The organism is Mycobacterium sp. E3298, from assembly GCF_001666895.1.
GTDB lineage: Bacteria > Actinomycetota > Actinomycetes > Mycobacteriales > Mycobacteriaceae > Mycobacterium.
This window is the reverse complement of the sequence record NZ_LZJB01000399.1, coordinates 1-20,023: the sequence shown is the minus strand read 5'-3', so window position 1 is coordinate 20,023 and position 20,023 is coordinate 1. Positions and strand designations below refer to the sequence as shown.

The 20,023-nt window shown below is 67.6% G+C and carries 23 protein-coding genes, 1 tRNA gene and 1 pseudogene; 12 read left to right on the top strand and 13 right to left on the bottom strand.

Going from position 1 to position 20,023, the window contains the following annotated elements; all coding sequences use genetic code 11:
* Window positions 1–11 precede the first annotated feature (11 nt).
* Window positions 12–362, bottom strand: a complete 351-nt coding sequence (locus tag A9X05_RS18900) for a WhiB family transcriptional regulator (RefSeq protein WP_065443482.1) — start codon at window positions 360–362, stop codon at window positions 12–14.
* A 364-nt stretch (window positions 363–726) separates the two neighbouring features.
* Between A9X05_RS18900 and ponA2 the strand changes: the two genes are divergently transcribed.
* From ponA2 to A9X05_RS18875, 5 genes are all read left to right on the top strand, one after another.
* Window positions 727–3,156: a transglycosylase/D,D-transpeptidase PonA2 gene (gene ponA2, locus A9X05_RS18895; RefSeq protein ID WP_067783346.1), complete on the top strand. Its 2,430-nt coding sequence runs from the start codon at window positions 727–729 to the stop codon at window positions 3,154–3,156.
* Window positions 3,157–3,244: 88 nt separating this feature from the next.
* The gene (locus tag A9X05_RS18890) at window positions 3,245–4,243 is read left to right on the top strand and encodes a metallophosphoesterase (RefSeq protein WP_082969819.1); all 999 of its coding nucleotides are present in this window, start codon (window positions 3,245–3,247) and stop codon (window positions 4,241–4,243) included.
* Window positions 4,240–5,355 carry a PLP-dependent cysteine synthase family protein gene (locus tag A9X05_RS18885; protein ID WP_067783343.1) on the top strand — a complete coding sequence of 372 codons (1,116 nt, stop codon included), beginning with the start codon at window positions 4,240–4,242 and terminating at the stop codon, window positions 5,353–5,355. Before A9X05_RS18890 ends, A9X05_RS18885 begins: the two co-directional genes overlap by 4 nt.
* Window positions 5,356–5,416: 61 nt before the next feature.
* Window positions 5,417–5,490: transfer RNA gene (locus A9X05_RS18880), tRNA-Pro, on the top strand.
* 83 nt (window positions 5,491–5,573) lie between these two features.
* Complete coding sequence (locus tag A9X05_RS18875; RefSeq protein ID WP_067783340.1) at window positions 5,574–6,149, top strand: hypothetical protein; 576 nt, start codon at window positions 5,574–5,576, stop codon at window positions 6,147–6,149.
* A 46-nt stretch (window positions 6,150–6,195) separates the two neighbouring features.
* Here the strand turns inward: A9X05_RS18875 and A9X05_RS18870 are convergent, their stop codons facing one another.
* The 3 genes from A9X05_RS18870 to A9X05_RS31195 form a co-directional block, all read right to left on the bottom strand.
* Window positions 6,196–6,498, bottom strand: a complete 303-nt coding sequence (locus tag A9X05_RS18870) for a DUF4193 domain-containing protein (RefSeq protein WP_067749329.1) — start codon at window positions 6,496–6,498, stop codon at window positions 6,196–6,198.
* A 76-nt stretch (window positions 6,499–6,574) separates the two neighbouring features.
* Entirely contained in the window at window positions 6,575–6,865 is a 291-nt protein-coding gene (locus tag A9X05_RS18865; RefSeq protein WP_082950332.1) for a hypothetical protein, read from the bottom strand.
* A 79-nt stretch (window positions 6,866–6,944) separates the two neighbouring features.
* Window positions 6,945–7,256 (bottom strand): hypothetical protein, encoded by a 312-nt coding sequence (locus tag A9X05_RS31195; protein ID WP_067749326.1) that lies wholly within the window; start codon window positions 7,254–7,256, stop codon window positions 6,945–6,947.
* Between the two features lie 210 nt (window positions 7,257–7,466).
* Between A9X05_RS31195 and A9X05_RS29940 the strand changes: the two genes are divergently transcribed.
* Entirely contained in the window at window positions 7,467–8,150 is a 684-nt protein-coding gene (locus tag A9X05_RS29940) for an HAD family hydrolase (RefSeq protein WP_067749315.1), read from the top strand.
* Here the strand turns inward: A9X05_RS29940 and A9X05_RS18850 are convergent.
* Window positions 8,127–8,627, bottom strand: coding sequence for a DUF6328 family protein (locus tag A9X05_RS18850; protein ID WP_067749333.1), 501 nt, complete (start codon window positions 8,625–8,627; stop codon window positions 8,127–8,129). The two genes, A9X05_RS29940 and A9X05_RS18850, sit on opposite strands and share 24 nt — an antisense overlap.
* A gap of 151 nt (window positions 8,628–8,778) precedes the next feature.
* Window positions 8,779–9,147, bottom strand: a complete 369-nt coding sequence (locus tag A9X05_RS18845; protein ID WP_156669914.1) for an STAS domain-containing protein — start codon at window positions 9,145–9,147, stop codon at window positions 8,779–8,781.
* A 162-nt stretch (window positions 9,148–9,309) separates the two neighbouring features.
* Here A9X05_RS18845 and A9X05_RS18840 point away from each other — a divergent pair, with 162 nt between their 5' ends.
* From A9X05_RS18840 to A9X05_RS18815, 6 genes are read left to right on the top strand one after another with little or no spacing between them, the layout of a single operon-like run.
* Complete coding sequence (locus A9X05_RS18840) at window positions 9,310–10,212, top strand: STAS domain-containing protein (RefSeq protein WP_067749310.1); 903 nt, start codon at window positions 9,310–9,312, stop codon at window positions 10,210–10,212.
* Between the two features lie 22 nt (window positions 10,213–10,234).
* Entirely contained in the window at window positions 10,235–10,624 is a 390-nt protein-coding gene (locus tag A9X05_RS18835; protein WP_067270791.1) for an STAS domain-containing protein, read from the top strand.
* On the top strand, window positions 10,614–11,024 hold the full coding sequence (locus A9X05_RS18830) for an anti-sigma regulatory factor (RefSeq protein ID WP_067749308.1): 411 nt from the start codon (window positions 10,614–10,616) through the stop codon (window positions 11,022–11,024). The genes A9X05_RS18835 and A9X05_RS18830 overlap by 11 nt, the downstream gene beginning before the upstream one ends.
* The gene (locus A9X05_RS18825; protein WP_067749307.1) at window positions 11,017–11,643 is read left to right on the top strand and encodes a SpoIIE family protein phosphatase; all 627 of its coding nucleotides are present in this window, start codon (window positions 11,017–11,019) and stop codon (window positions 11,641–11,643) included. The genes A9X05_RS18830 and A9X05_RS18825 overlap by 8 nt, the downstream gene beginning before the upstream one ends.
* Window positions 11,640–13,862: a SpoIIE family protein phosphatase gene (locus A9X05_RS18820; protein ID WP_067783337.1), complete on the top strand. Its 2,223-nt coding sequence runs from the start codon at window positions 11,640–11,642 to the stop codon at window positions 13,860–13,862. Before A9X05_RS18825 ends, A9X05_RS18820 begins: the two co-directional genes overlap by 4 nt.
* A gap of 43 nt (window positions 13,863–13,905) precedes the next feature.
* The gene (locus A9X05_RS18815) at window positions 13,906–14,925 is read left to right on the top strand and encodes an iron-containing redox enzyme family protein (protein ID WP_067754259.1); all 1,020 of its coding nucleotides are present in this window, start codon (window positions 13,906–13,908) and stop codon (window positions 14,923–14,925) included.
* Here the strand turns inward: A9X05_RS18815 and A9X05_RS29935 are convergent.
* From A9X05_RS29935 to A9X05_RS31190, 7 genes and pseudogenes are all read right to left on the bottom strand, one after another.
* Window positions 14,873–15,121 (bottom strand): CDGSH iron-sulfur domain-containing protein, encoded by a 249-nt coding sequence (locus tag A9X05_RS29935; protein WP_082950333.1) that lies wholly within the window; start codon window positions 15,119–15,121, stop codon window positions 14,873–14,875. The two genes, A9X05_RS18815 and A9X05_RS29935, sit on opposite strands and share 53 nt — an antisense overlap.
* The gene (locus tag A9X05_RS18810) at window positions 15,118–15,807 is read right to left on the bottom strand and encodes a HemK2/MTQ2 family protein methyltransferase (protein WP_067754253.1); all 690 of its coding nucleotides are present in this window, start codon (window positions 15,805–15,807) and stop codon (window positions 15,118–15,120) included. Before A9X05_RS18810 ends, A9X05_RS29935 begins: the two co-directional genes overlap by 4 nt.
* A 99-nt stretch (window positions 15,808–15,906) precedes the next feature.
* Complete coding sequence (locus A9X05_RS18805) at window positions 15,907–16,461, bottom strand: type 1 glutamine amidotransferase domain-containing protein (protein ID WP_067754250.1); 555 nt, start codon at window positions 16,459–16,461, stop codon at window positions 15,907–15,909.
* Between the two features lie 29 nt (window positions 16,462–16,490).
* On the bottom strand, window positions 16,491–17,663 hold the full coding sequence (locus A9X05_RS18800; protein WP_067783334.1) for a zinc-dependent alcohol dehydrogenase: 1,173 nt from the start codon (window positions 17,661–17,663) through the stop codon (window positions 16,491–16,493).
* Window positions 17,660–18,589 (bottom strand): SRPBCC family protein, encoded by a 930-nt coding sequence (locus tag A9X05_RS18795; protein WP_067783332.1) that lies wholly within the window; start codon window positions 18,587–18,589, stop codon window positions 17,660–17,662. The genes A9X05_RS18800 and A9X05_RS18795 overlap by 4 nt, the downstream gene beginning before the upstream one ends.
* A 180-nt stretch (window positions 18,590–18,769) precedes the next feature.
* Window positions 18,770–19,756 (bottom strand): LLM class F420-dependent oxidoreductase, encoded by a 987-nt coding sequence (locus A9X05_RS18790; RefSeq protein ID WP_067783329.1) that lies wholly within the window; start codon window positions 19,754–19,756, stop codon window positions 18,770–18,772.
* 107 nt (window positions 19,757–19,863) lie between these two features.
* Window positions 19,864–20,023, bottom strand: a pseudogene (locus A9X05_RS31190) (nitrite reductase); the annotation flags it as partial.

Below are 20,023 nucleotides of genomic sequence, written 5' to 3'. Positions count from 1 at the left end.
GGGTCCGCGGGTCAGCCGACGCTGCGGGTGCGCCTCTTGTCGAAGAAGTCGGCCCAGGAGACCACCTCGGGGTGCTGCTTGAGCAGGGCGCGGCGTTGACGCTCGGTCATGCCGCCCCAGACGCCGAACTCGACCTTATTGTCGAGGGCGTCGGCCCCGCACTCCTGCATCACCGGGCAGTGCCGGCAAATAACGGCCGCTTTGCGCTGCGCGGCGCCACGGACGAATAGCTCGTCCGGGTCGGTGGTTCGACACAGTGCTTTGGAAACCCAGGCGATCCGTTCTTCGGCATCAACGCTGCGGAGTACCCCTTGAGCGGCCGCAATGTTTGTCCTACGCGCCGCAGGCCGTGTTCCTGACACGAACTGTTCCCTTCCCTACCGGCCGCTCTCGCGACCGCCCTCCTGGGGTGCAGATCCTGACCTGCGATCTACGCCACACTGTGTACATCGGTGTTACCTGAATCTCACCGTGTGTCTAAGTTAGGTGGTCAGCCACCAATTGCGCAACAGTCCGATAACGCTTTTTTTGGGACGGGCGTGCCGTCTCGTCCAAAACGGCGGGCCAAGAAGTGATCTTGGACACGCCCGTTCGGGGGGTCCATTCACTGACGCACGCGCAAATTTTATCCCTGCCGCGGCCGTAAAGCGCTGGTCAATGACGGGGTGAAAAAGTGGGTGAACGCGCAGCGTGGCGGCGTGACAGGGGGCCGCTACTGTAGTAGCCATGTCAGACCGGCCCCAGGCCTTTCTCACCATCCTCAAGCTCGCGGGTTACTGCTTGCTGGCCGGTGTCGTCGCCACGGCGCTGATGTTTCCGTTCGCGGGCGGATTGGGACTGGTGTCCAACCGGGCCTCCGAAGTCGTCGCCAACGGCTCGGCCCAACTCCTCGAGGGTGAGGTCCCCGCGGTTTCGACGATGGTCGACGCGAAGGGCAACACCATCGCCTGGCTGTACTCCCAGCGCCGCTTCGAGGTGCCCACCGACAAGATCGCCAACACCATGAAGCTGGCGATCGTGTCCATCGAGGACAAGCGGTTCGCCGAGCATGCCGGGGTGGACTGGAAGGGCACGCTGACCGGGCTGGCCGGCTACGCCCGCGGCGACGTCGACACCCGCGGCGGGTCGACCATCGAGCAGCAGTACATCAAGAACTACCAACTGCTGGTGACGGCGAAGACCGACGCCGAGAAGCGCGCCGCCGTGGAGACCACCCCGGCGCGCAAGCTGCGCGAGATCCGGATGGCGCTCACGCTCGACAAGACCTTCACCAAGCCCGAGATTCTCACCCGCTACCTGAACCTGGTGTCGTTCGGCAACGGGTCGTTCGGGGTGCAGGACGCGGCGCAGACCTACTTCGGCATCAACGCTTCGGACCTGAACTGGCAGCAGGCGGCGCTGCTGGCGGGCATGGTGCAGTCGACCAGCGCGCTCAACCCCTACACCAATCCCGAGGGCGCGCTGGCGCGGCGAAACCTGGTGCTGGACACCATGATCGAGAACATCCCGCAGGAGGCCGACGCGCTGCGCGCCGCCAAGGCCACACCGCTGGGCGTGCTGCCGCAGCCCAATGAGCTACCGCGGGGTTGCATCGCCGCCGGCGATCGCGCGTTCTTCTGCGACTACGTCCAGGAGTACCTGTCGCGGGCGGGGATCAGCAAAGAGCAGGTGGCCCGCGGCGGCTACCTGATCCGCACCACGCTGGACCCGGACGTGCAGGTGCCGGTCAAGTCGGCGATCGACCAGTTCGCGAGCCCGACGCTGCCGGGCATCTCCAGCGTGATGAGCGTGATCCAGCCCGGCAAGACCTCGCACAAGGTGATGGCGATGGCCAGCAACCGGACCTACGGGCTGGACAGCGACGCCGGGCAGACCATGCGGCCGCAGCCCTTCTCGCTGGTCGGTGACGGCGCGGGCTCGGTCTTCAAGATCTTCACGACGGCCGCCGCCCTGGACATGGGCATGGGCATCAACGCAACCCTCGACGTGCCGCCGCGCTTCCAGACCAAGGGCATGGGTCGCGGTGGAGCCAAGGGCTGCCCCAAGGACAACTGGTGTGTGGTCAACGCCGGCAACTACCGCGGGTCGATGAATGTCACCGAGGCCCTCGCCACCTCGCCCAATACCGCCTTCGCCAAGCTGATTCAGCAGGTCGGGGTGACCCGCACCGTGGACATGGCGATCAAGCTGGGGCTGCGGTCCTACGCCGACCCCGGCACCGCGCGCGACTACAACCCGGACAGCAACGAGAGCCTGGCCGACTTCGTCAAACGGCAGAACATCGGCTCGTTCACGCTGGGCCCCATCGAAGTCAACGCGCTGGAGCTGTCCAACGTCGCGGCGACGCTGGCCTCGGGCGGCACCTGGTGCCCGCCCAACCCGATCGACAAGCTGATCGACCGGCACGGCAACGAGGTCGCCGTGACCACCGAGACCTGTGACCAGGTGGTGCCCGAAGGCCTGGCCAACACCCTGGCGAACGCGATGAGCAAAGACGCGGTGGGCGGCGGCACCGCCTCCGGTTCCGCCGGCGCCGCGGGGTGGACGCTGCCGATGTCCGGCAAGACCGGCACCACCGAGGCGCACCGCTCCTCCGGCTTCGTGGGCTTCACCAACCACTACGCCGCGGCCAACTACATCTATGACGACTCACCCTCGCCGACGGACCTGTGCTCGTCGCCGCTGCGCCACTGCGGCGAGGGCGACTTGTACGGCGGTAACGAGCCGGCCCGCACCTGGTTCACGGCGATGAAGCCGATCGCCACCAATTTCGGCCCGGTGCAGCTGCCGCCCACCGATCCCCGCTACGTCGACGGCTCACCCGGGTCGCGGGTGCCCAGCGTCGCCGGGTTGGACATCGATGCCGCGCGCGCCCGCCTCAAGGAGGCCGGCTTCCAGGTCGCCGACCAGAACAACTTCGTCAACAGCTCCGCCAAGCAGGGCGAGGTGGTCGGGACCTCGCCGAGCGGCGCGACGATCCCCGGGTCGATCATCACCATCCAGGTCAGCAACGGCATCCCGCCTGCCCCACCGCCGCCCCCGGAGGGCGCGCCGGTGCCGGTCGGCTCGCAGGTGGTGGAGATCCCGGGTCTGCCCCCGATCACCATTCCGCTCCTGGCGCCACCGCCCCCGCCGCCGGGGCAGCCGCCCCCGTAGACCGGGCGAGCTGTGACGCCGCGGCGCAAGCTATACGTTGCCAAAGCGCAACCGGCAGTAGGCTGCCAGCATGGCTGATGCAAGCTCAATGGCCCCCCTCCACGGCGGTCCGCTGCGCGGACCGCATCGTCGCGGGGCGTTGCCCACGCTGATACGCACCGGTGCCGTCGCGCTCGGTTCGGCCGTCGCCGGTATCGGTTACGCCGCCGTCGTCGAGCGCAACGCCTTCGTCCTGCGCGAGATCACGATGCCCGTCCTGACGCCGGGTTCCACGCCGCTGCGGGTGCTGCACATCAGCGATCTGCACATGCTGCCCACCCAGCGCCGAAAACAGGCCTGGCTGCGGGAGCTGAGCAACTGGGAACCCGACCTGGTGGTCAACACCGGGGACAACCTGGCGCACCCGAAGGCGGTGCCCGCGGTGGTGCAGGCCCTGGGCGACCTGCTGTCGCGGCCCGGCGTCTTCGTGTTCGGCAGCAACGACTACTTCGGGCCGCGCCTGAAGAACCCCCTGAATTACGTGACCAACCCGTCGCACCGGGTCCACGGCGAACCGCTGCCCTGGCAGGACCTGCGGGCGGCGTTCACCGAGCGCGGCTGGCTCGACCTGACCCACACGCGGCGCGAGTTCGAGGTGGCCGGCCTGCACGTCGCCGCGGCCGGCGTCGACGACCCGCACATCGACCGGGACCGCTACGAGACGATCGCCGGCCCGGCCAGCCCGGCCGCGAACCTGCGCCTGGGACTTACCCATTCGCCGGAGCCGCGCGTGCTGGACCGCTTCGCCGCCGACGGCTATCAGCTGGTGATGGCCGGCCACACCCACGGCGGGCAGGTCTGCCTGCCGCTCTACGGCGCGCTGGTGACCAACTGCGGCCTGGACCGGTCCCGCGCCAAGGGACCGTCCCGGTGGGGCGCGAACATGGCACTGCACGTCTCCGGCGGCATCGGCACCTCCCCATTCGCCCCGGTGCGGTTCTGCTGCCGGCCCGAGGCCACCCTGCTGACGTTGATCGCCACGCCGATGGGCGGTCACGACTCGGCCAGCGACCTGAGCCGTTCGCAGCCAACAGTTTCGGTGCGTTGACCGAGCGGACCCGGATCGCGGTCCGCAGCCACTCCCGGTCCTGGACGGACAACGCGGTCCGGCTGATCCAGGCCGACGCCCGCCGCAGCGCGGACACGCACCTGCTGCGCTACCCGCTGCCGGAGGCATGGGCTAGAAACGGCTCAGACGCCGATGTGGCGCTGTACCTCAAGGACGAGACCACCCACATCACCGGCAGCCTGAAACACCGGCTGGCGCGCTCGCTGTTCCTCTACGCACTCTGCAACGGGTGGATCAACGAGAAGACCACGGTGGTCGAGGCCTCGTCGGGATCGACGGCGGTGTCGGAGGCCTACTTCGCGGCCCTGCTGGGTCTGCCGTTCGTCGCCGTGATGCCGGCGTCGACCAGCTCGTCCAAGGTGGCCCTGATCGAAGCCCAGGGCGGCCGTTGCCATTTCGTGCAGAAGTCCAGCGAGGTGTACGCCGAGGCCGAACGCGTGGCCCGCGACACCGGCGGGCATTACCTCGACCAGTTCACCAACGCCGAACGCGCCACCGACTGGCGGGGCAACAACAACATCGCCGAGTCGATCTTCGAGCAGATGGGCGAGGAGACGCATCCGATTCCGGAGTGGATCGTCGTCGGGGCGGGCACCGGCGGCACCAGCGCCACGATCGGCCGCTACATCCGCTACCGGCGGCACACGACCCGGTTGTGCGTCGTCGACCCGGAGAACTCCGCGTTCTTCCCCGCCTACGAAGACGACCGGTACGACCTCGTGATGCCCACCTCGTCGCGCATCGAGGGCATCGGCAGGCCGCGCGTGGAGCCGTCGTTTCTGCCCGGTGTGGTCGACCGGATGGTGGCAGTGCCCGACGCGGCGTCCGTCGCCGCCGCCCGCCACGTCAGCACCGTCCTGGGCCGCCGGGTGGGTCCCTCGACGGGCACGAACCTATGGGGCGCCTTCGGCTTGCTCGCCGAGATGGTCGCCGAACGGCGCAGCGGTTCGGTGGTCACGCTGCTCGCCGACAGTGGCGACCGCTATCACGACACCTACTTCGACGACGACTGGGTCGCCGCGCAGGGACTCGATCCGAGCGGTCCGGCCGCGGCGCTGGTGGAGTTCGAGCGTTCCTGCCGGTGGCAGTGACCCGGCGCACCGCGGTTTGGCCAGCCGATGGGCGGGTGCGATAGGCTGTCGGAGCTTCAAGCGGGGTGTGGCGCAGCTTGGTAGCGCGCTTCGTTCGGGACGAAGAGGCCGTGGGTTCAAATCCCGCCACCCCGACTCAGTTCGTGTTAGCTGGCAGGACAGCCGGCCAGAGCGTCTGACACTGCGGACGCGCGGCTTTGCCATTAAGCTCAGCCCGCATGGCGCTGGTAAGCCGGACGCCCGAGCAAGGGCGGCGACGCGAGGTCGGCCGACAGGTCGCCCGGTTTGCTGACACCGCGTCGTCGGATGAGGATCCCGCGCACCCGACCCTGGCGGAGATCGCCCGGCGCAAGCAGGAGATCGAGGCCTGGGAAGCGTTCGACGTCGGCGGTTACCGCTTCGCCAAACCCGGCACCATCATCGGGGCGCTGGTCTCCGCCGTGCTGGTGGTTCTCGTGCTGACCCCTCTCCCGCCGAACTGGCCGTGGGACATTCCGACCATGATCCTGGCCGTCTTCACGGCGGTGGCCACGGTGACGTGTGGCCTGTTGTGGTTCGACAATCCGCACCCGCTGCCCCGCCCCGATTCGCTGGTGATCGTGCCTTTCACCCGGGCGGAGAACCTGCGACTGATGGCGGCTCAACCGGTGGAGCCCTACCGCGCGATCTGCGCCTGCCCGGGCTGCGGCGACACGTCCGCGCACCTGATCCGCGAGCCCGGCAAGGACGAACCTGACTGGGCGATGGTCACCCGGCGCTGCGCCGTGTGCGAGCGCGAATGGGCGCAATCCTGAAATTCGTTGCCCGCCAACGCTCTAACCCTGCCCAGGGTTTACGGCCCTAGGCGCAGTCGGCGCAGATCTGCAGGCCCGCCTTCGTGCTGCGCAACCGGCTGCGGTGCTGCACCAAGAAACAACTCGAGCAGGTGAACTCGTCGGAGCGCTGGGGAATCACCGTCACCGACAGCTCTTCACCGGACAGGTCGGCGCCGGGCAGCTCGAAGAAGTGGACGTCGTTGGGATCCTCATCGACCACTGCGGTGACCGAGCCCTGCAAGGTCGGGGCCAGCTCGCGTATCGCGGACTTGTCCTGAGTGTCCATGTCGGAGACCCGGCGTGCGTCATAGTCGCTTGCGGTCGCCATGGCAGTTCCTTCCTGCTGATGAGCCGGGCTGACGCACTTTCCTGTACTCATCCCGTTGGCGCAGGCTGTACCCCGTTCAGGCGCGAGTTACACCGACCGTCTCGAAAAAGTTGCGCCGGCGGAACCTGAGCTGCCTCAGCCGCCGGGCCGCGGCAGGGTAATGCGCCAGCGCCAGGCCCAACCACGGCGCAACGACCGAGACCAGCAGCGCCCCGATGGCCACCCCTTCGTGCCCCACCAATAGCTCGAACAAACCGATCGCCAGGCTGACCGCCCAGACGGCCACGGCCGCGAGGCCGAGCAGCGGGAAATCCCGCTCGTACTCGGCCGGATAGTTTGCTGCTCGCAACGGGACTGGCGCGACCATGATCGACTCTTACCCGGTCACGACCGCGATCAAACGTGTGGTTGGCCCGAGGCGGGCAGGTGTTCGTTAGCTCACAGGGTCAGCTGCTCGGCGGCGGGGCGGGCTGGTCGGAATTCGCGGCGTGCCAGGCAAGTTCGGCGTCGCGCACCTTGCGATGGGTGCGCGCCAGCCACACCACGCTCGCCGCACCCAGCAGCGCGGCCAGGACCACCGCGGTCAGGCCCGCCGCAAAGTGCCGGGTCGCCAACTCGAACAGACCCACGATCAGGGCGAGCACCGCGACGGCCGAGCCCGCCAGGCCGGGTGCGTTGGCCCCGTTGGTGACGGTTTCACCGGCGTGCTGACGGAACGTCCGTTGGTGATCGATCGGGTCATCGTTGCGGGAATTCAACTGGCCTCCTCGCGAGAAATCTTGCGCGTCAGGGTGATTCGTGCGGCATCTGGCCCGCCGATCGAGCCGGCGCCTGAGGCGGCGGCCACCCCGCGACCCATAAACCGCAACCGCTTCGCGGGATCATCAACGGCGGTTACCCGCCGCCCCAGTCCCCAAACCGTTCGCCGCACCGGTGTCAGCCGGCCCCGAGGTGGGTATGCCGCGCAGATGAAACCCGCCGTTCTGTTCGACGTCGACGGAAGCCTGATCGACTCCAACTATCTGCACGTCTGCGCGTGGCTGCGCGCCTTCGACGACGAGGGACTGCCCGTGGCCGCCTGGCAGATCCACCGTTGCATCGGAATGGACGGCTCCACATTGGTCCGGACCCTCTCCGATGACGCACCGGACGAGGTTCAGGAGCGGCTGAGCGACGGGCACAGCCGTTACTACCGGGAGAGCACCCACCTGCTCACGCCCCTGCCCGGCGCCCAGGCGCTGCTGCGGCGGGTCGCCGACCTGGGCCTGCAGGTCGTGCTGGCGACGTCGGCGCCCGACGACGAATTAGAGATCTTGCGCAAGGTCCTCGATTGCGAGGAGGTCATTTCGGAGACCACGTCGTCGCGGGACGTCGACACCGCCAAACCCGAGCCGGGCATCGTGCAGGTCGCGCTGGACCGCGCCGGGGTCAACGCCGATCATGCGGTGTTCGTCGGGGACGCCGTGTGGGATGCGCACGCGGCGGGAGGCGCCAAGTTGCCGTGCATCGGCCTGCTCAGCGGCGGGATCGCGCGCGAGGAACTGCAGGCGGCGGGTGCGTCACCGATCTTCGCCGATCCCCAGGACCTGCTGAACCATCTGGACTCGACGCGAATCCACGAACTCGCGCTACATGCCGCGCGAGCGCAGTAGCAGCGGCAGCAGCCACCAGAAGAACGTAAACAGCGTCAGCGCACACGCTCCCGCGATCAGGGCCGGGCTGCGCCCCGCCACCGCGGCGAACACGATGACCGTCACCCCGGTCAGGGCGAGGCCGAGCAGCGCCAGCCCCGCGTAGGCGCACCGATGGGCGGCCGACACCAAGACCTGTAGGCGGTGCCGGCGGAACAGCATTCTGTGCATGCCTACCGGGGCGATCAGCAGGACGGTCGCGCCCACCGAACAACCCACCGTGATCAGGTAGGCGTCGCGCAGGACGGGCGCCAGGACGTCGAACCGCTGCTGGAACGGCAACGTCAGCAGGAAGCCGGTGAGCAGCTGCACCCCGGTCTGCACCACGCGCAGCTCCTGCAGCAGGCTGTTCCAATTGCGGTCCAGCCGTTGGATTTCAGTTTCGCCGCGCTCGCGGCTGTCCCAGTGCTGGTCGTCTTGCGGGTGATCGACGTCCATAGCCGTGATCATCGCACCTGGCGCACCCGCCAGCGCCGTTTCCCGACGAGGAATCGAGGTGTTGAATTCGAATTGCACTCGGCGGTCGGCCGATTTGCAATCGAATTCCACCAAATACGTTGTGCCGCAAGACACGGCGATACCCGAGCGCCTAGCGGCTGATGTTGTCGTCCCGGACCGCGGTCAGGGCGTCGTCGAGCGTCGGGTGCAGCGGGAAGGTCTTGTCCAGGCCGGTCAGGTGAATCGGCCGCCTGGTTGCCGGACCACGCGCGACCACCCCGAACCCCGTCGCCTCGCCCAGCTTCTCGTACGTCGCCGCCAGGATCTTCAGCCCCACCGAACCGAGGAACTCCACCGCCGAAAGATCGATGACCAGAGCCGCCGGGTTCTCCGCCACTACCGCGCCGATGGCCTGTTCCAGGGCCGGCGCCGTGACCAAATCGATTTCGCCGCTGACACTGACCACGGACACGCCATCGTGGTCCTCAACCAACGTGGTAATCGAATCAGGAGCTGACAATGGCGATCCTTTGTCCTGGGCCTTAAGTGTGGTGCAAGCCTAGCCTGCGTTGCGAACTGCGAGAAGAATATGCCCTCGACACCTGCCCCGCGACAACCCACGCTAGTCTCGCAAAATCGAGCCTGCACGCGACGGGGCGCGAACCGGCACTCGGGAGGCCACATGTCAGATTCGCCGTCGGAGTTCGGCAGCGCGGGTGCCGCCGCCCAGGCAGCCACCATTTCCAGCGAGGGCCTGCTGCCCCAGCTCGTCCAGCATCTGCGGCAGAACCGAACGGTGCTGCGCGAGGAATGGGCGCGCAGGATCACCGAGGCCGAACTGCTCACCGCGATGACGCCCGAGGAGCTGTTCTCCGAGGCGACCGCCGTCTACGACAACTACGTGGAGGTGCTCGAGACCGGTAGCGTCGAGGCGCTGCAGGCCTACGCGCGCGACCTGTCGGAGCGCATCATTCCGCGGGGCGTGGAAACCGACGAGGTCGTCGGCATCGTGTTGTTGCTGCGTGACGTGCTGGCGCGCTCGTTGTTCGAGAAGTACCAGGCCGAGTTCGAGATGCTCAACCGGGTGCTGGACGCCTACGAACCGGCGGCCAACCGCATCGCCAACACCGTGGCCGTGTCCTTCGTGCAGGAACGCGAGCGCATCATCCGCCAGCAGCAGGAGGCGATCCGCGAGCTGTCGACGCCGGTGCTGCAGGTGCGTGAGCAGTTGCTGATTCTGCCGATCATCGGTGTGCTCGATTCCCAGCGCGCCCGCCAGGTCACCGAGCAGCTGTTGAGAGCCATCCGCGCGAACCGCGCGAAGGTGGTGGTCATCGACATCACCGGCGTGCCGACCATCGACTCCACGGTGGCCAACCACCTGGTGCAGACGGTCGACGCGTCGGGCCTGATGGGCGCCAGCGTCATCATCACCGGCCTGTCCTCCGAAATCGCCCTGACCCTGGTGACGATCGGCCTGGACCTGTCCAAGATGAACGCGGTCGGCGACCTGCAGGGCGGCATCGAGGAAGCCGAGCGCCTGCTGGGCTACGAAGTCTCCCGCACCGGCGAGCAGCCAGGCTAGACATCAGGAACGCGAGCGCCCCATGCCAGTACCGATTCTGAAACAGGGTGCGATTCTGATCGCCTCGGTACAGGCCGCGCTCAGCGATTCCGACGCCGAGCGGCTGCGCTACGACCTGATGGAGCGGGTCAGCCGGTTCCGCGCGCAGGGCATCATCGTCGACGTCACCGCCATCGACGTGATGGACTCCTTCGCGGCCCGGTCGCTGCGCACGATCGCGCACATGACCCGGCTGCGCGGCGCGGACACGGTGATCGTCGGACTGCAGCCGGAAGTCGCCTTCGCCATGGTCCAGCTGGGGTTGGCGTTCGACGACATGAACACCGCGCTTGACCTCGAAGAGGGCCTGGCACTGCTGAATCGCCAACTGGCGCAACGAAAACCGACGATCGGGCGCGACGGTGGCGGCTGATATAGTCGTCGACATCGACAATTCCGACGACATCGTCGAAGCTCGCAAAGCCGGACACCAACTCGCCCTCGATCTGGGATTCTCCCTCACCGACGTCACGATGATCGCCACGGCGATCTCCGAGATCGCGCGCAACATCACCAGCTACGCCGGCCGGGGCACCGTCCGAGTGTTCGTGGCCGACCGCGACGGCCGCAAGGCCCTGGTGGTGCGCGCCGAGGACGAGGGTCCGGGCATCGCCGACATCGAGCGGGCGATGGAGGACGGTTATTCGACCGGTCGCGGGCTGGGAATGGGCCTGCCCGGCTCCCGCCGGCTGATGGACCGACTGTTCGTGGAGTCGGCGCTGGGCAAGGGAACGGCCGTCGAGATGTGGAAATGGGTGCCGCCCCGTGCATGAGAACGGCCGGTTCGGTCCCATCGAGTGGGCGAGGGCGGGGCGCCCTCTGCCCAGCGAGTACACCTCGGGTGACCGGGGCCTCGCCGTCGACCTCGCCGGCGCCGCCGCCCTGTTCGGCGTGGTCGACGGCCTCGGCCACGGCCCCGAAGCCGCAGCCGCCGCGCTGCGCGCCGTCGAAACGGTCCAGCGCTCCAGCACCGAGCGCCTGGAGGTGCTGATCCAGCTGTGTCACCGCGTGCTCGAGGGCAGCAGGGGCGTCGCGATGACCTTGGCGCGTATGGACTTCGCGGCCAACACGCTGACCTGGACCGGCGTCGGCAACGTCACCGCCGACCTGGTGGCCAAATCCCCGACCGGCGTGCAGATTCGACACAGCGCGCGGCTGACCGCGGGAATCGTCGGCTACCGCATACCGGAAATCCGGCCGGCGCAGATCATTTCGATCCGTCCCGGGGACCTGCTGGTGATCAGTACCGACGGGATCACCGAGAATTACCTGGACCACATCGACTTCTCGGCCACCGCCGTCGTCATCGCCGAGGAACTGCTCGGTAAGGACGCCAAGGAAACCGACGATGCCATGGTACTGACCGCTCGTCATCGGGGGACTTCGACGTGAGCGACAGCGACGACTTCCACGCCCAGTACGCCGCGGCCTTGCGCGCCTACATGCAGGCGCGGGACGAGGACAGCCTGGCCGCCGCGTACGAACTCGGCCGCCGGGCCCTGCAAGAGGAAGTCAGCCTGCTCGCGATCATCGAGCGGCACGTGCAGCTGATTCTCGGCCTGGCCAAGGACATTCAGATCGACGCGCCGATCGCGCTGGAATTCCTGTTGCAGATGCTGGTCCCCCTCGACATCGCCACCCGGGGCTTTCTGGACGGCACGCGCCGCTTCGCGCGCGAGCGCGCCCGCGCCGAGGGGCTGGCCGACCGCGACAGATTCCGCACCGCGGTCGTGAATTCGTTGCAGGAGGGATTCTTCGTCGCCGACCACGAGGGCTCCGTGATCGAGATGAACAACGCCCTGATCGAAATCCTGGGTTATCCGGCGGAGGGTCTGCCCTACCGATGGCCACATCCGTGGTTGGTCGACCAGAAGGGCGCGAGCCAACAACAGTCGCTGGTGCAAAGCATCGGCGCCACCGCCTACGAGACACCCATCCGCCATCGCGACGGGCATCTGGTCTGGGTAACGGTCAGTATCAACGCCGTTCAGGGCAGCGGCAGCGACCAGGACGTCTTCGTGGGGACGATCCGTGACATCACCGCCGAACGCGCCTTCGCCGCAAGGGAAAGCGCGGTCCTGCGCCTGGCGACGGCCGTGGCCGTCGCCAAAAGCGTGGACGAGCTGCTGTCCATCACGCTCGACGAGTGCAGCACGGCGATCGACGTGCAACGCGTGGTCGCGATCTCGTGGCCGACCGGCGAGGGTGAACCCACCGTGCAGGTGGCGGGCGAGTCGTCCCAAATACCTTGGCGCAGGCTGGATCCGTGGCTGCGCCGGACGTTTGAGGACGCCCGCCATCAGCTGCCGCTGACGGCGAGAACGGTCGAGCACCCCGACAATCCCGGCAAGGCACAGGGTTTGGTGGCGGTACTCTCCGGCGCGGGCGACCTGGCGTTGTGGTTGGAGCTGCGCTCGCCACGCTGGGTCAGTGCCGAAGACCGGCTGCTGGTCACCGTCCTCATCGGACACCTCAGCCTCGCGATGCAACACGTCCGCCAATTCGAGAGCGCCCGCGAGACGTCGCTGACCTTGCAGCGCGCCCTGCTGCCGACGATGGAGCCGCCGCCGGGCTTCGCCGTGCGTTACGAGCCCGCCGTCCCGCCGTTGGAGATCGGCGGCGACTGGTACGACGTGCTGCCGATCGGCGACCACCGCATCGGCATCGTGGTCGGCGACTGCGTGGGCCGTGGCCTGCCGGCGGCCGCGGTCATGGGTCAGCTACGCAGCTCCGCGCGGGCGTTGCTGATCAACGGGGCCGAGCCCGCGCTGCTGCTCGATCAACTGGACTCGGCGGCCTCGCTCATCCCGAACGCCTACTGCACCACCGTCTTCCTGGCGATCCTGGACACCGAATCCGGGGTCCTGCAGTACAGCAACGCCGGCCACATGCCCGCCCTGCTGGTGGGGCCGGAACCGGACACGACCGCGATGTTGACCGACGCGGCGTCGGTGCCGCTGGCCGTGCGCCGCGCGGAACCCCGCCCGCAGGCCAGTCGCGTACTGCCACCGGGGTCCACCCTGATGCTGTTCACCGACGGGCTGGTGGAGCGCAAGCACGAATCCATCGACGACGGGATCAACCGGGCCGCCGCGGTCCTGGTGAAGACGACCGCGCTGCCACTGGATTCCGTCGCCGATGCGGTTTTGCGTGAGTTGGCCCCTCCGGCTGGGTATGACGACGATGTGGCAATGGTGATCTACCGGCACCAGCAATCTCCCCTGCGGATCGAAACCGAGGCCAGCGCAGAGCGATTGGTCGGCATCCGGCATCGATTGGCCGACTGGCTGAACAGCGCAGGCGTGCCAGAGGAATTGGCCGCCGACATCGTGCTCGTCGTCAACGAGGCGTGTACGAACTGCGTCGAACACGCGTATTCGGAGCAGCCGTCGGGCGCGATGTCCCTCGACGTCGGCCTCGCAGACGGCGAGATCCGGGCGCGGATCACCGACCGCGGCTCCTGGAAGACGCCGGCAGCGGACCCGGGCAACGGTGGCAGGGGCCTGTTGCTGATGAGGGCGCTCAGCAACGCGATGGAACTGGACTGCACACCCACCGGCACCACGGCCGACATTACGTTTCGCCTGCCCGCCGTGGGGGGGCGGGAGTGACGCCGCATCGTTTGTGGCCCCCGGATAGCGGGTAGTCGTGGGCGTGACCCGCGCATCAGTCTCAACCGAACCCGCCTTGCCGGCGGCACACGGGCCGCTGTCGACCGCCGTGCGTCGCGCCCTGACTGGCCCGCCGTCACATGACCACCTGAGCCGCATCGGCGCCTCCGTTCGCGACTCGGACCCTTACGGCCTGGATCTGCAACTGGCACTGTGCATGTGCTATGAGTTGCACTACCGTGGCTTCGCGGGCGTGGACCCCGGCTGGGAGTGGAATCCTGCGCTGCTGGCGTTACGCGGCGAACTCGAGCGCGTCTTCCTGGCCGGTGTGCGCCGCGACGTCGGAGCCATCGCGTCGGACCAAACGGCGGCCGCCGAGATGGACGCCATTTCGGTGGAACCGGTCGACGGCACCGGCCCCTCGTATTACCTGCGCGACAGCGGAAGCTGGCAGCAGATGCGCGAGTACTTCGTGCACCGGTCGGTCTATCACCTCAAGGAGGGCGACCCGCATGCGTGGGCGATTCCACGTCTGATGGGCGTCGCGAAAGCCGCTTTCGTGGCAATCGAATTCGACGAATACGGCGCCGGGCAGGGCCCCCGGCTGCATCAGCAGCTTTTCGCCGATTTGATGACGGCGGCGCACCTGGACGCCACGTACCTGGCCTACGTGGACGCCGTCCCCGCCGAAGCGCTGGCGGCGGTCAACCTGATGTCACTGTTCGGGCTACATCGCGAGTTGCGTGGCGCCGCGATCGGGCACTTCGCGTCCACGGAGATCACCTCGCCGCCGGGATCCCGCCGCATGGTGCAGGCGCTGCGGCGCATGGGCGCACCGGCGTCTTGCGTCGAGTTCTATGCCGAGCACGTCGAGGCGGATGCGGTCCACGAGCACGTCGTTCGCATCGACGTGGTCGGGGACCTGGTCGCCCGGGAGCCGCAGCTCGATCGCGACATCGTGTTCGGGATCCGCGCGCACGCCGCGGTCGAAGATCGTTTGGCAGAAGCGGTTATGGCGTCGTGGCAGCAGGGTCGGACGTCGTTGCGGCGGTCGCTGGACTAGCGGTCCGGCGCGCCAGGTTTCGGCATCGGCGATGGCTGGTGTCGCACAGAGGATACTTCTCGCTGCGCCGACAGGTGCAGATCGCCACCATGAACCTGTCGGATTCCACGACCTCGCCGTTCGGCATCTCGATGCGCACCGGACCGGACACCAGCACCGGCCCGCCGGCAACCACCTGTACCCGGGTGGCGCTCATCGTTTGTCCGCCCGGATCACGATCAGTTCCTCGTGCCGGAGTCCGCGCGGGATCAGGCCGACGCTCTCCAGCCAGGCCGCCCGCGCCATCATCACCGGACCGAACGGTATCCGCTCGGACGCAACGACTCTCGCATCCATGCCCGCCCACTTGAGGGAATCCAGGGATTGCTGAACGCCGGCCAGCGCCGAGTGCACGAGCAGCAGGGAGCCTCCGTCGCACAACAGTTTCGGTGCCGCCTCGCACAGCGGATCCAACACCATCCGGCCATCCGGGCCGGCATTCCAGGCCCACGATGGGCCTGCGCTGGGGCTGATGTACTCGGTGTCGCCATTCGGCGGGGTCGGCACGTACGGCGGGTTGGACACGACAACGTCGAACGGCGCGCAGTCGAGCGCGTCGCTCCACGTGCCCTTGCGCACATCCACATTCACGCCGACGGCGGCCGCGTTGTTGCGAGAGCAACCCACGGCGTGTGGGCAGATGTCGAAGGCCGTCACGTCGGCGCCGCCCATCTCGGCCGCGGCGATCGCGACGAATCCGCTGCCAGTACACAGGTCCAGAACGCGCCGCCCCGGAATGAGCGCGCTTTGTCGCATCACATTCACCAGTAATCGGGAATCGTCCTGGGGCTGATACACGTTCGAAGCAGCCGAGACAGCGGGTCCTGGATACGTTGTGGTCAACTTTGGCCTTTCGACGGATCGCCGCGGCGATCACTGCTTGGCCTGTGTAATGCCCGCAAACCGTTGCCTTCAAACGGTTTGGGGAAAGGCCATTTTCGGCTAACCAGTGGGCGCATGCGCGAATTGCTTGACAATGGTCGCGCAGAAGGCCGGCAAGTCCGACGGTGAGCGACTCGAGATCAAATTGCCGTCGACGACGACCTCCTCGTCAACCACGTTCGCGCCCGCGTTGCGCAGGTCGGTGCGAATGGACGGGTACGACGTGAGCGTCCGGCCCTCCGCCACACCGGCTTCCACCAGGGTCCACGGGCCGTGACAAATTGCGGCGACAGGTTTTCCGGAGGCGACGAAGTCACGCACGAAGGAGACCGCGGAGCTGTCCATCCGGAGCTTGTCCGGATTCACCGTGCCACCCGGAAGCACCAGGCCGTCGAATTCGGATGCGGAGGCGTCCGACACCGCGCGGTCAACGCTGAAGGTTCCCGCCGGCTCGAGGTCGTGGTTGCGCGCCTGGATTTCTCCGGTCTTCAGCGAAAGAAGTTCGACTTCGGCACCAGCCTCTTTCAGGGCGGCGCGGGGTTGTTCGAGTTCGACCTTCTCCACGCCGTCCGCCGCCAGAATCGCGACCTTCTTCCCTTGCAATTCATTTGCCATGGTTATTCCCCTCTATTCCGGACTATGCATTACGTCGGATTGAGAATCACTTTGGTGCAGCGGTCCTCTTTGTTCTTGAAGATTTCGTAGCCATGGGGAGCCTGGTCGAGAGTCATATGGTGGCTGACGACAATGGTCGGATCGATGTCGCCGTTGCGAATACGCTCCAGCAGCGGGCGCATGTAGCGGTGGACGTGACACTGGCCGGTTTTGATGGTCAGCGACCGGTTCATCACCGCCCCGATGGGGAACTTGTCCATGAGGCCGCCGTACACCCCGATGATCGAAAGGGTGCCGCCGTTGCGGCAGCTCATCGCCGCTTCCCGGATGGCATGCGGCCGTTCGGTTTCCAGGCGAGCCGCCTGCTTGACACGGTCGTAGGCATCGACCGGAGTGGATCCGCTGCGCGCTTCCATCCCGGCAGCGTCGATGCAGTGGTCGGGTCCCCGACCGGCGGTCAGGTCGCGCAATTCCTCGAGCACCGACGTCTCGGCGAAGTTGACCGGTACGGCGCCGATCTTCTGTGCGAGCTCGAGGCGATACGGAACCCGATCGACGACAATGACTTTCGAGGCACCGAGCAGGTACGCGCTCATGATCGCGAACAGGCCGACCGGGCCGGCGCCCCACACCGCCACGATGTCACCGGGGGTGATGTCACACATCTCCGCACCCATGTAGCCCGTCGGCAGGATGTCCGACAGGAACAGCACCTGCTCGTCGGTCAGGTCGTCTTCGACCTTCAGCGGCCCGACGTCGGCGAAGGGCACCCGTGCGTATTCGGCTTGGCCGCCGGCGAAACCGCCCAGCATGTGCGAATAGCCGAACAGCCCCGCCGGCGAGTGGCCCATGAATTTCTCGGCGATGCCGGCGTTGGGGTTGGAGTTCTCGCACAGGGAGTAGAGGCTACGTTGGCAGGCGGAGCACGCCCCGCACGCGATCGGGAACGGGACCACTACCCGGTCGCCGACGGCCAGGTTGTTGACGCTCTTGCCGACTTCGACCACCTCGCCCATGAATTCGTGCCCGAGCACGTCGCCGTGCTTCACGGTGGGGATGTAGCCGTCGTACAGGTGCAGGTCCGAACCGCAGATCGCCGTCGAGGTGATGCGCACGATGGCGTCGCGATCGTTCAGAATCGTCGGGTCGGGGACCGACTCCACTTGGACGCTGTTGCGGCCCGCCCAGACGGTGGCCTTCATACGCTGGCTCCCTTGTTCGGTTGCGCCGGTTGCTGATGCATCTGGCGGCCCGACGCAGTGCCCTCCGGGGACCCGTCCGAACGCAGCACCTGCCCGGTCTCGAGGATTTGCTTGAAGCGGCGAAGGTCGTCGTTGACCTGCTGCTCGGGGGACTCGCCGAACAGGCTCGCCGCCGCCTTGCCGAACAGGCCGCCCGGGATGTGGTAGCCGATCCTGACGCGAATTTCGGTGCCGTCGCCGGTGGCGGTGGGTGTGAATTCGACGCTGCCGCCGTTCTCGATCACCGAGCCGGGCAGCGACTGCCAGGCGATCCGCTTGTTGGTGTCGTCCTCGGTGATCTGCGCGTCCCACTGGACCGACCGGCCGGCCGGGGCGTTGGCTATCCAATGCGACTGCCCGTCGGTGGTCGGCGTGACCGCCTTCAGGTGGTGCATGAAGCTGGGCAGGTTTTCCAGGTCCCGCCAGAAGCGGTACACCTCCTCGGGCGTGCGCCGCACGGTGACCGCGGCGCGCAAGGTGCGGTGTCGGGATCCATTCACGTGCCGGCCGCCACCGTCGACCGTGCGCAGCGCCGTGTAGAGGTCCAGCCCGCCGATGCCGGCGAGCACCACGGCCGAGATGGCGCCCTGCCGTCGCCGCCCCGGGCCGCGGGCGGCCCCCCCGGCCACCAGCAGCGCCATATCCAGCACGTCGCCGACCACCCGGGTCCAGACCATCTTTTGGGGACCGCCCAGCAGCGCCACCCCATGGCCGCACTCCCGCGCGCCCAGCGCGCGGATGACCGGGCGCGACCGGGCCGTGTCGTCGACCCCGGCGAGGGCAGCAACCTTTTCGGGGACCACCAACTCGCTCAAGCCCAGCGCGAAACTGGCGCACCCGAGCGCCTTGACCAACGCGGAGGTGGTATTGGCGGATCGATCGCCCATCGTCAGCTCTTTCTGCCTTGCGGCGAACTCATCTCGGGCAAAGTTGCTGCAAGACAGCTGCTTTGCAGGTCAACGGGCACCCGGCGCTGCTTGCCGGTGTTCGCGCCGCACACAAACACATACGGCCGGGCGCGCACGATGGGAGCCGGATACCCGGGCAGATACCGACCAAACGTGGGATTACTTCGCCGCGTCACGCAGCGCGGCAAGCAAAGGTTCGGCGGCCTCTTTCAGAAAAAGGTCTTGCGATTCGCCGCCGACCTGGACGAGGGCCACGTCGGTGAACCCGGCCTCCCAGTAGGGCCGGACGGCCTCGACGATCGCATCGAGGTCCGGCCCGCAGGGAATGGACTCCGCGACGTCTTCGGGACGGACGAACTGGGTCGCGCCGGCAAAACCGGCCGGCGTGGGGAGATCGGCGTTGACCTTCCATCCGCCGGCGAACCAGCGGAACTGGTCGTGAGCGCGTTCGATGGCGGTGTCGCGGTCGGGGTCCCAGCACACCGGGATCTGACCGACCACGCGGCCGCCGCCGGCGAGATTGGCGGCCTGGCGCGCGGCATGCCAGGCGTCGACGAGCTCCCCGTCGGGCTCGACCGCGATGAAGTGATCGGCCAGCCTGGCGAATCTCTCGATGCCCTTGTCGCCGGACAACGCCACCGCGATGGCGACCGGGACCTCGGGCACGTCCCACAGGCGCGCGGAGTCGACGTGGAAGTGTTCGCCACTGAAGTTCACCAGCTGGCCGCCGAACAATTCGCGGATGATCTTGATGGCCTCGCGCAGCATGTCCTGCCTGCGCTCGACGGTCGGCCAGCCCCTGCCCACGATGTGCTCGTTGAGGTTCTCGCCGCTGCCCAGGCCCAGGGTGAACCGGCCGTCGGACAGGATCTGCACGGTGGCGGCCTGCTGGGCGACCACGGCCGGGTGATAGCGCATCGTCGGGCAGGTCACGTAGGTGTAGAGGTCCACCCGTTCGGTGGCGTGCGCCACCGCGCCCAGCACCGCCCATGCGTTGGGCGCATGCCCTTGCGAGGTCAGCCAGGGGGTGAAGTGGTCGCTGCAGACCTCGAAGTCGAAACCGCGCTCCTCGGCTGAAACAGCCTGCCGTACAAGGTCTTTGGGTCCACTCTGCTCGGTCATCAGAGTGTAGCCAAATTTCGTCATAGCTGTGGGGATACCCAGACACTCGCCCGCGTAACGCCGGGGCTGAAATTCGGCCCGGTAACCGCCCTGGCGTTACGCCGCTCCGCGCTCGCGGGCACGGCCGCCGGTTAACCCGCGGTGGTGATCGAGTCCCCCGTGACGCCGGCCGCCCGACGCGCCTCCAGCCGGCGCCTCTGCGGTTCGATCGTGTACCGCGGGTCGCGCGTCGACTCCAGGCCCGCCTCGAAGAAACCGAACCGCAGCATCGCGGACGCCGACAACAACGCC

What these genes read in the sequence shown, in the direction of transcription:
- A9X05_RS18850 (WP_067749333.1), bottom strand. Translation starts at nt 8,627, where the DNA reads ATGGACGTCGATCACCCGCAAGACGACCAGCACTGGGACAGCCGCGAG.
- A9X05_RS29940 (WP_067749315.1), top strand. Translation starts at nt 7,467, where the DNA reads ATGAAACCCGCCGTTCTGTTCGACGTCGACGGAAGCCTGATCGACTCC.
- A9X05_RS18805 (WP_067754250.1), bottom strand. Translation starts at nt 16,461, where the DNA reads ATGGCAAATGAATTGCAAGGGAAGAAGGTCGCGATTCTGGCGGCGGAC.
- A9X05_RS18800 (WP_067783334.1), bottom strand. Translation starts at nt 17,663, where the DNA reads ATGAAGGCCACCGTCTGGGCGGGCCGCAACAGCGTCCAAGTGGAGTCG.
- A9X05_RS18835 (WP_067270791.1), top strand. Translation starts at nt 10,235, where the DNA reads ATGCCAGTACCGATTCTGAAACAGGGTGCGATTCTGATCGCCTCGGTA.
- A9X05_RS18875 (WP_067783340.1), top strand. Translation starts at nt 5,574, where the DNA reads ATGGCGCTGGTAAGCCGGACGCCCGAGCAAGGGCGGCGACGCGAGGTC.
- A9X05_RS18790 (WP_067783329.1), bottom strand. Translation starts at nt 19,756, where the DNA reads ATGACGAAATTTGGCTACACTCTGATGACCGAGCAGAGTGGACCCAAA.
- A9X05_RS18865 (WP_082950332.1), bottom strand. Translation starts at nt 6,865, where the DNA reads ATGGTCGCGCCAGTCCCGTTGCGAGCAGCAAACTATCCGGCCGAGTAC.
- A9X05_RS18795 (WP_067783332.1), bottom strand. Translation starts at nt 18,589, where the DNA reads ATGGGCGATCGATCCGCCAATACCACCTCCGCGTTGGTCAAGGCGCTC.
- A9X05_RS18840 (WP_067749310.1), top strand. Translation starts at nt 9,310, where the DNA reads ATGTCAGATTCGCCGTCGGAGTTCGGCAGCGCGGGTGCCGCCGCCCAG.
- A9X05_RS18870 (WP_067749329.1), bottom strand. Translation starts at nt 6,498, where the DNA reads ATGGCGACCGCAAGCGACTATGACGCACGCCGGGTCTCCGACATGGAC.
- A9X05_RS29935 (WP_082950333.1), bottom strand. Translation starts at nt 15,121, where the DNA reads ATGAGCGCCACCCGGGTACAGGTGGTTGCCGGCGGGCCGGTGCTGGTG.
- A9X05_RS18890 (WP_082969819.1), top strand. Translation starts at nt 3,245, where the DNA reads ATGGCCCCCCTCCACGGCGGTCCGCTGCGCGGACCGCATCGTCGCGGG.
- ponA2 (WP_067783346.1), top strand. Translation starts at nt 727, where the DNA reads ATGTCAGACCGGCCCCAGGCCTTTCTCACCATCCTCAAGCTCGCGGGT.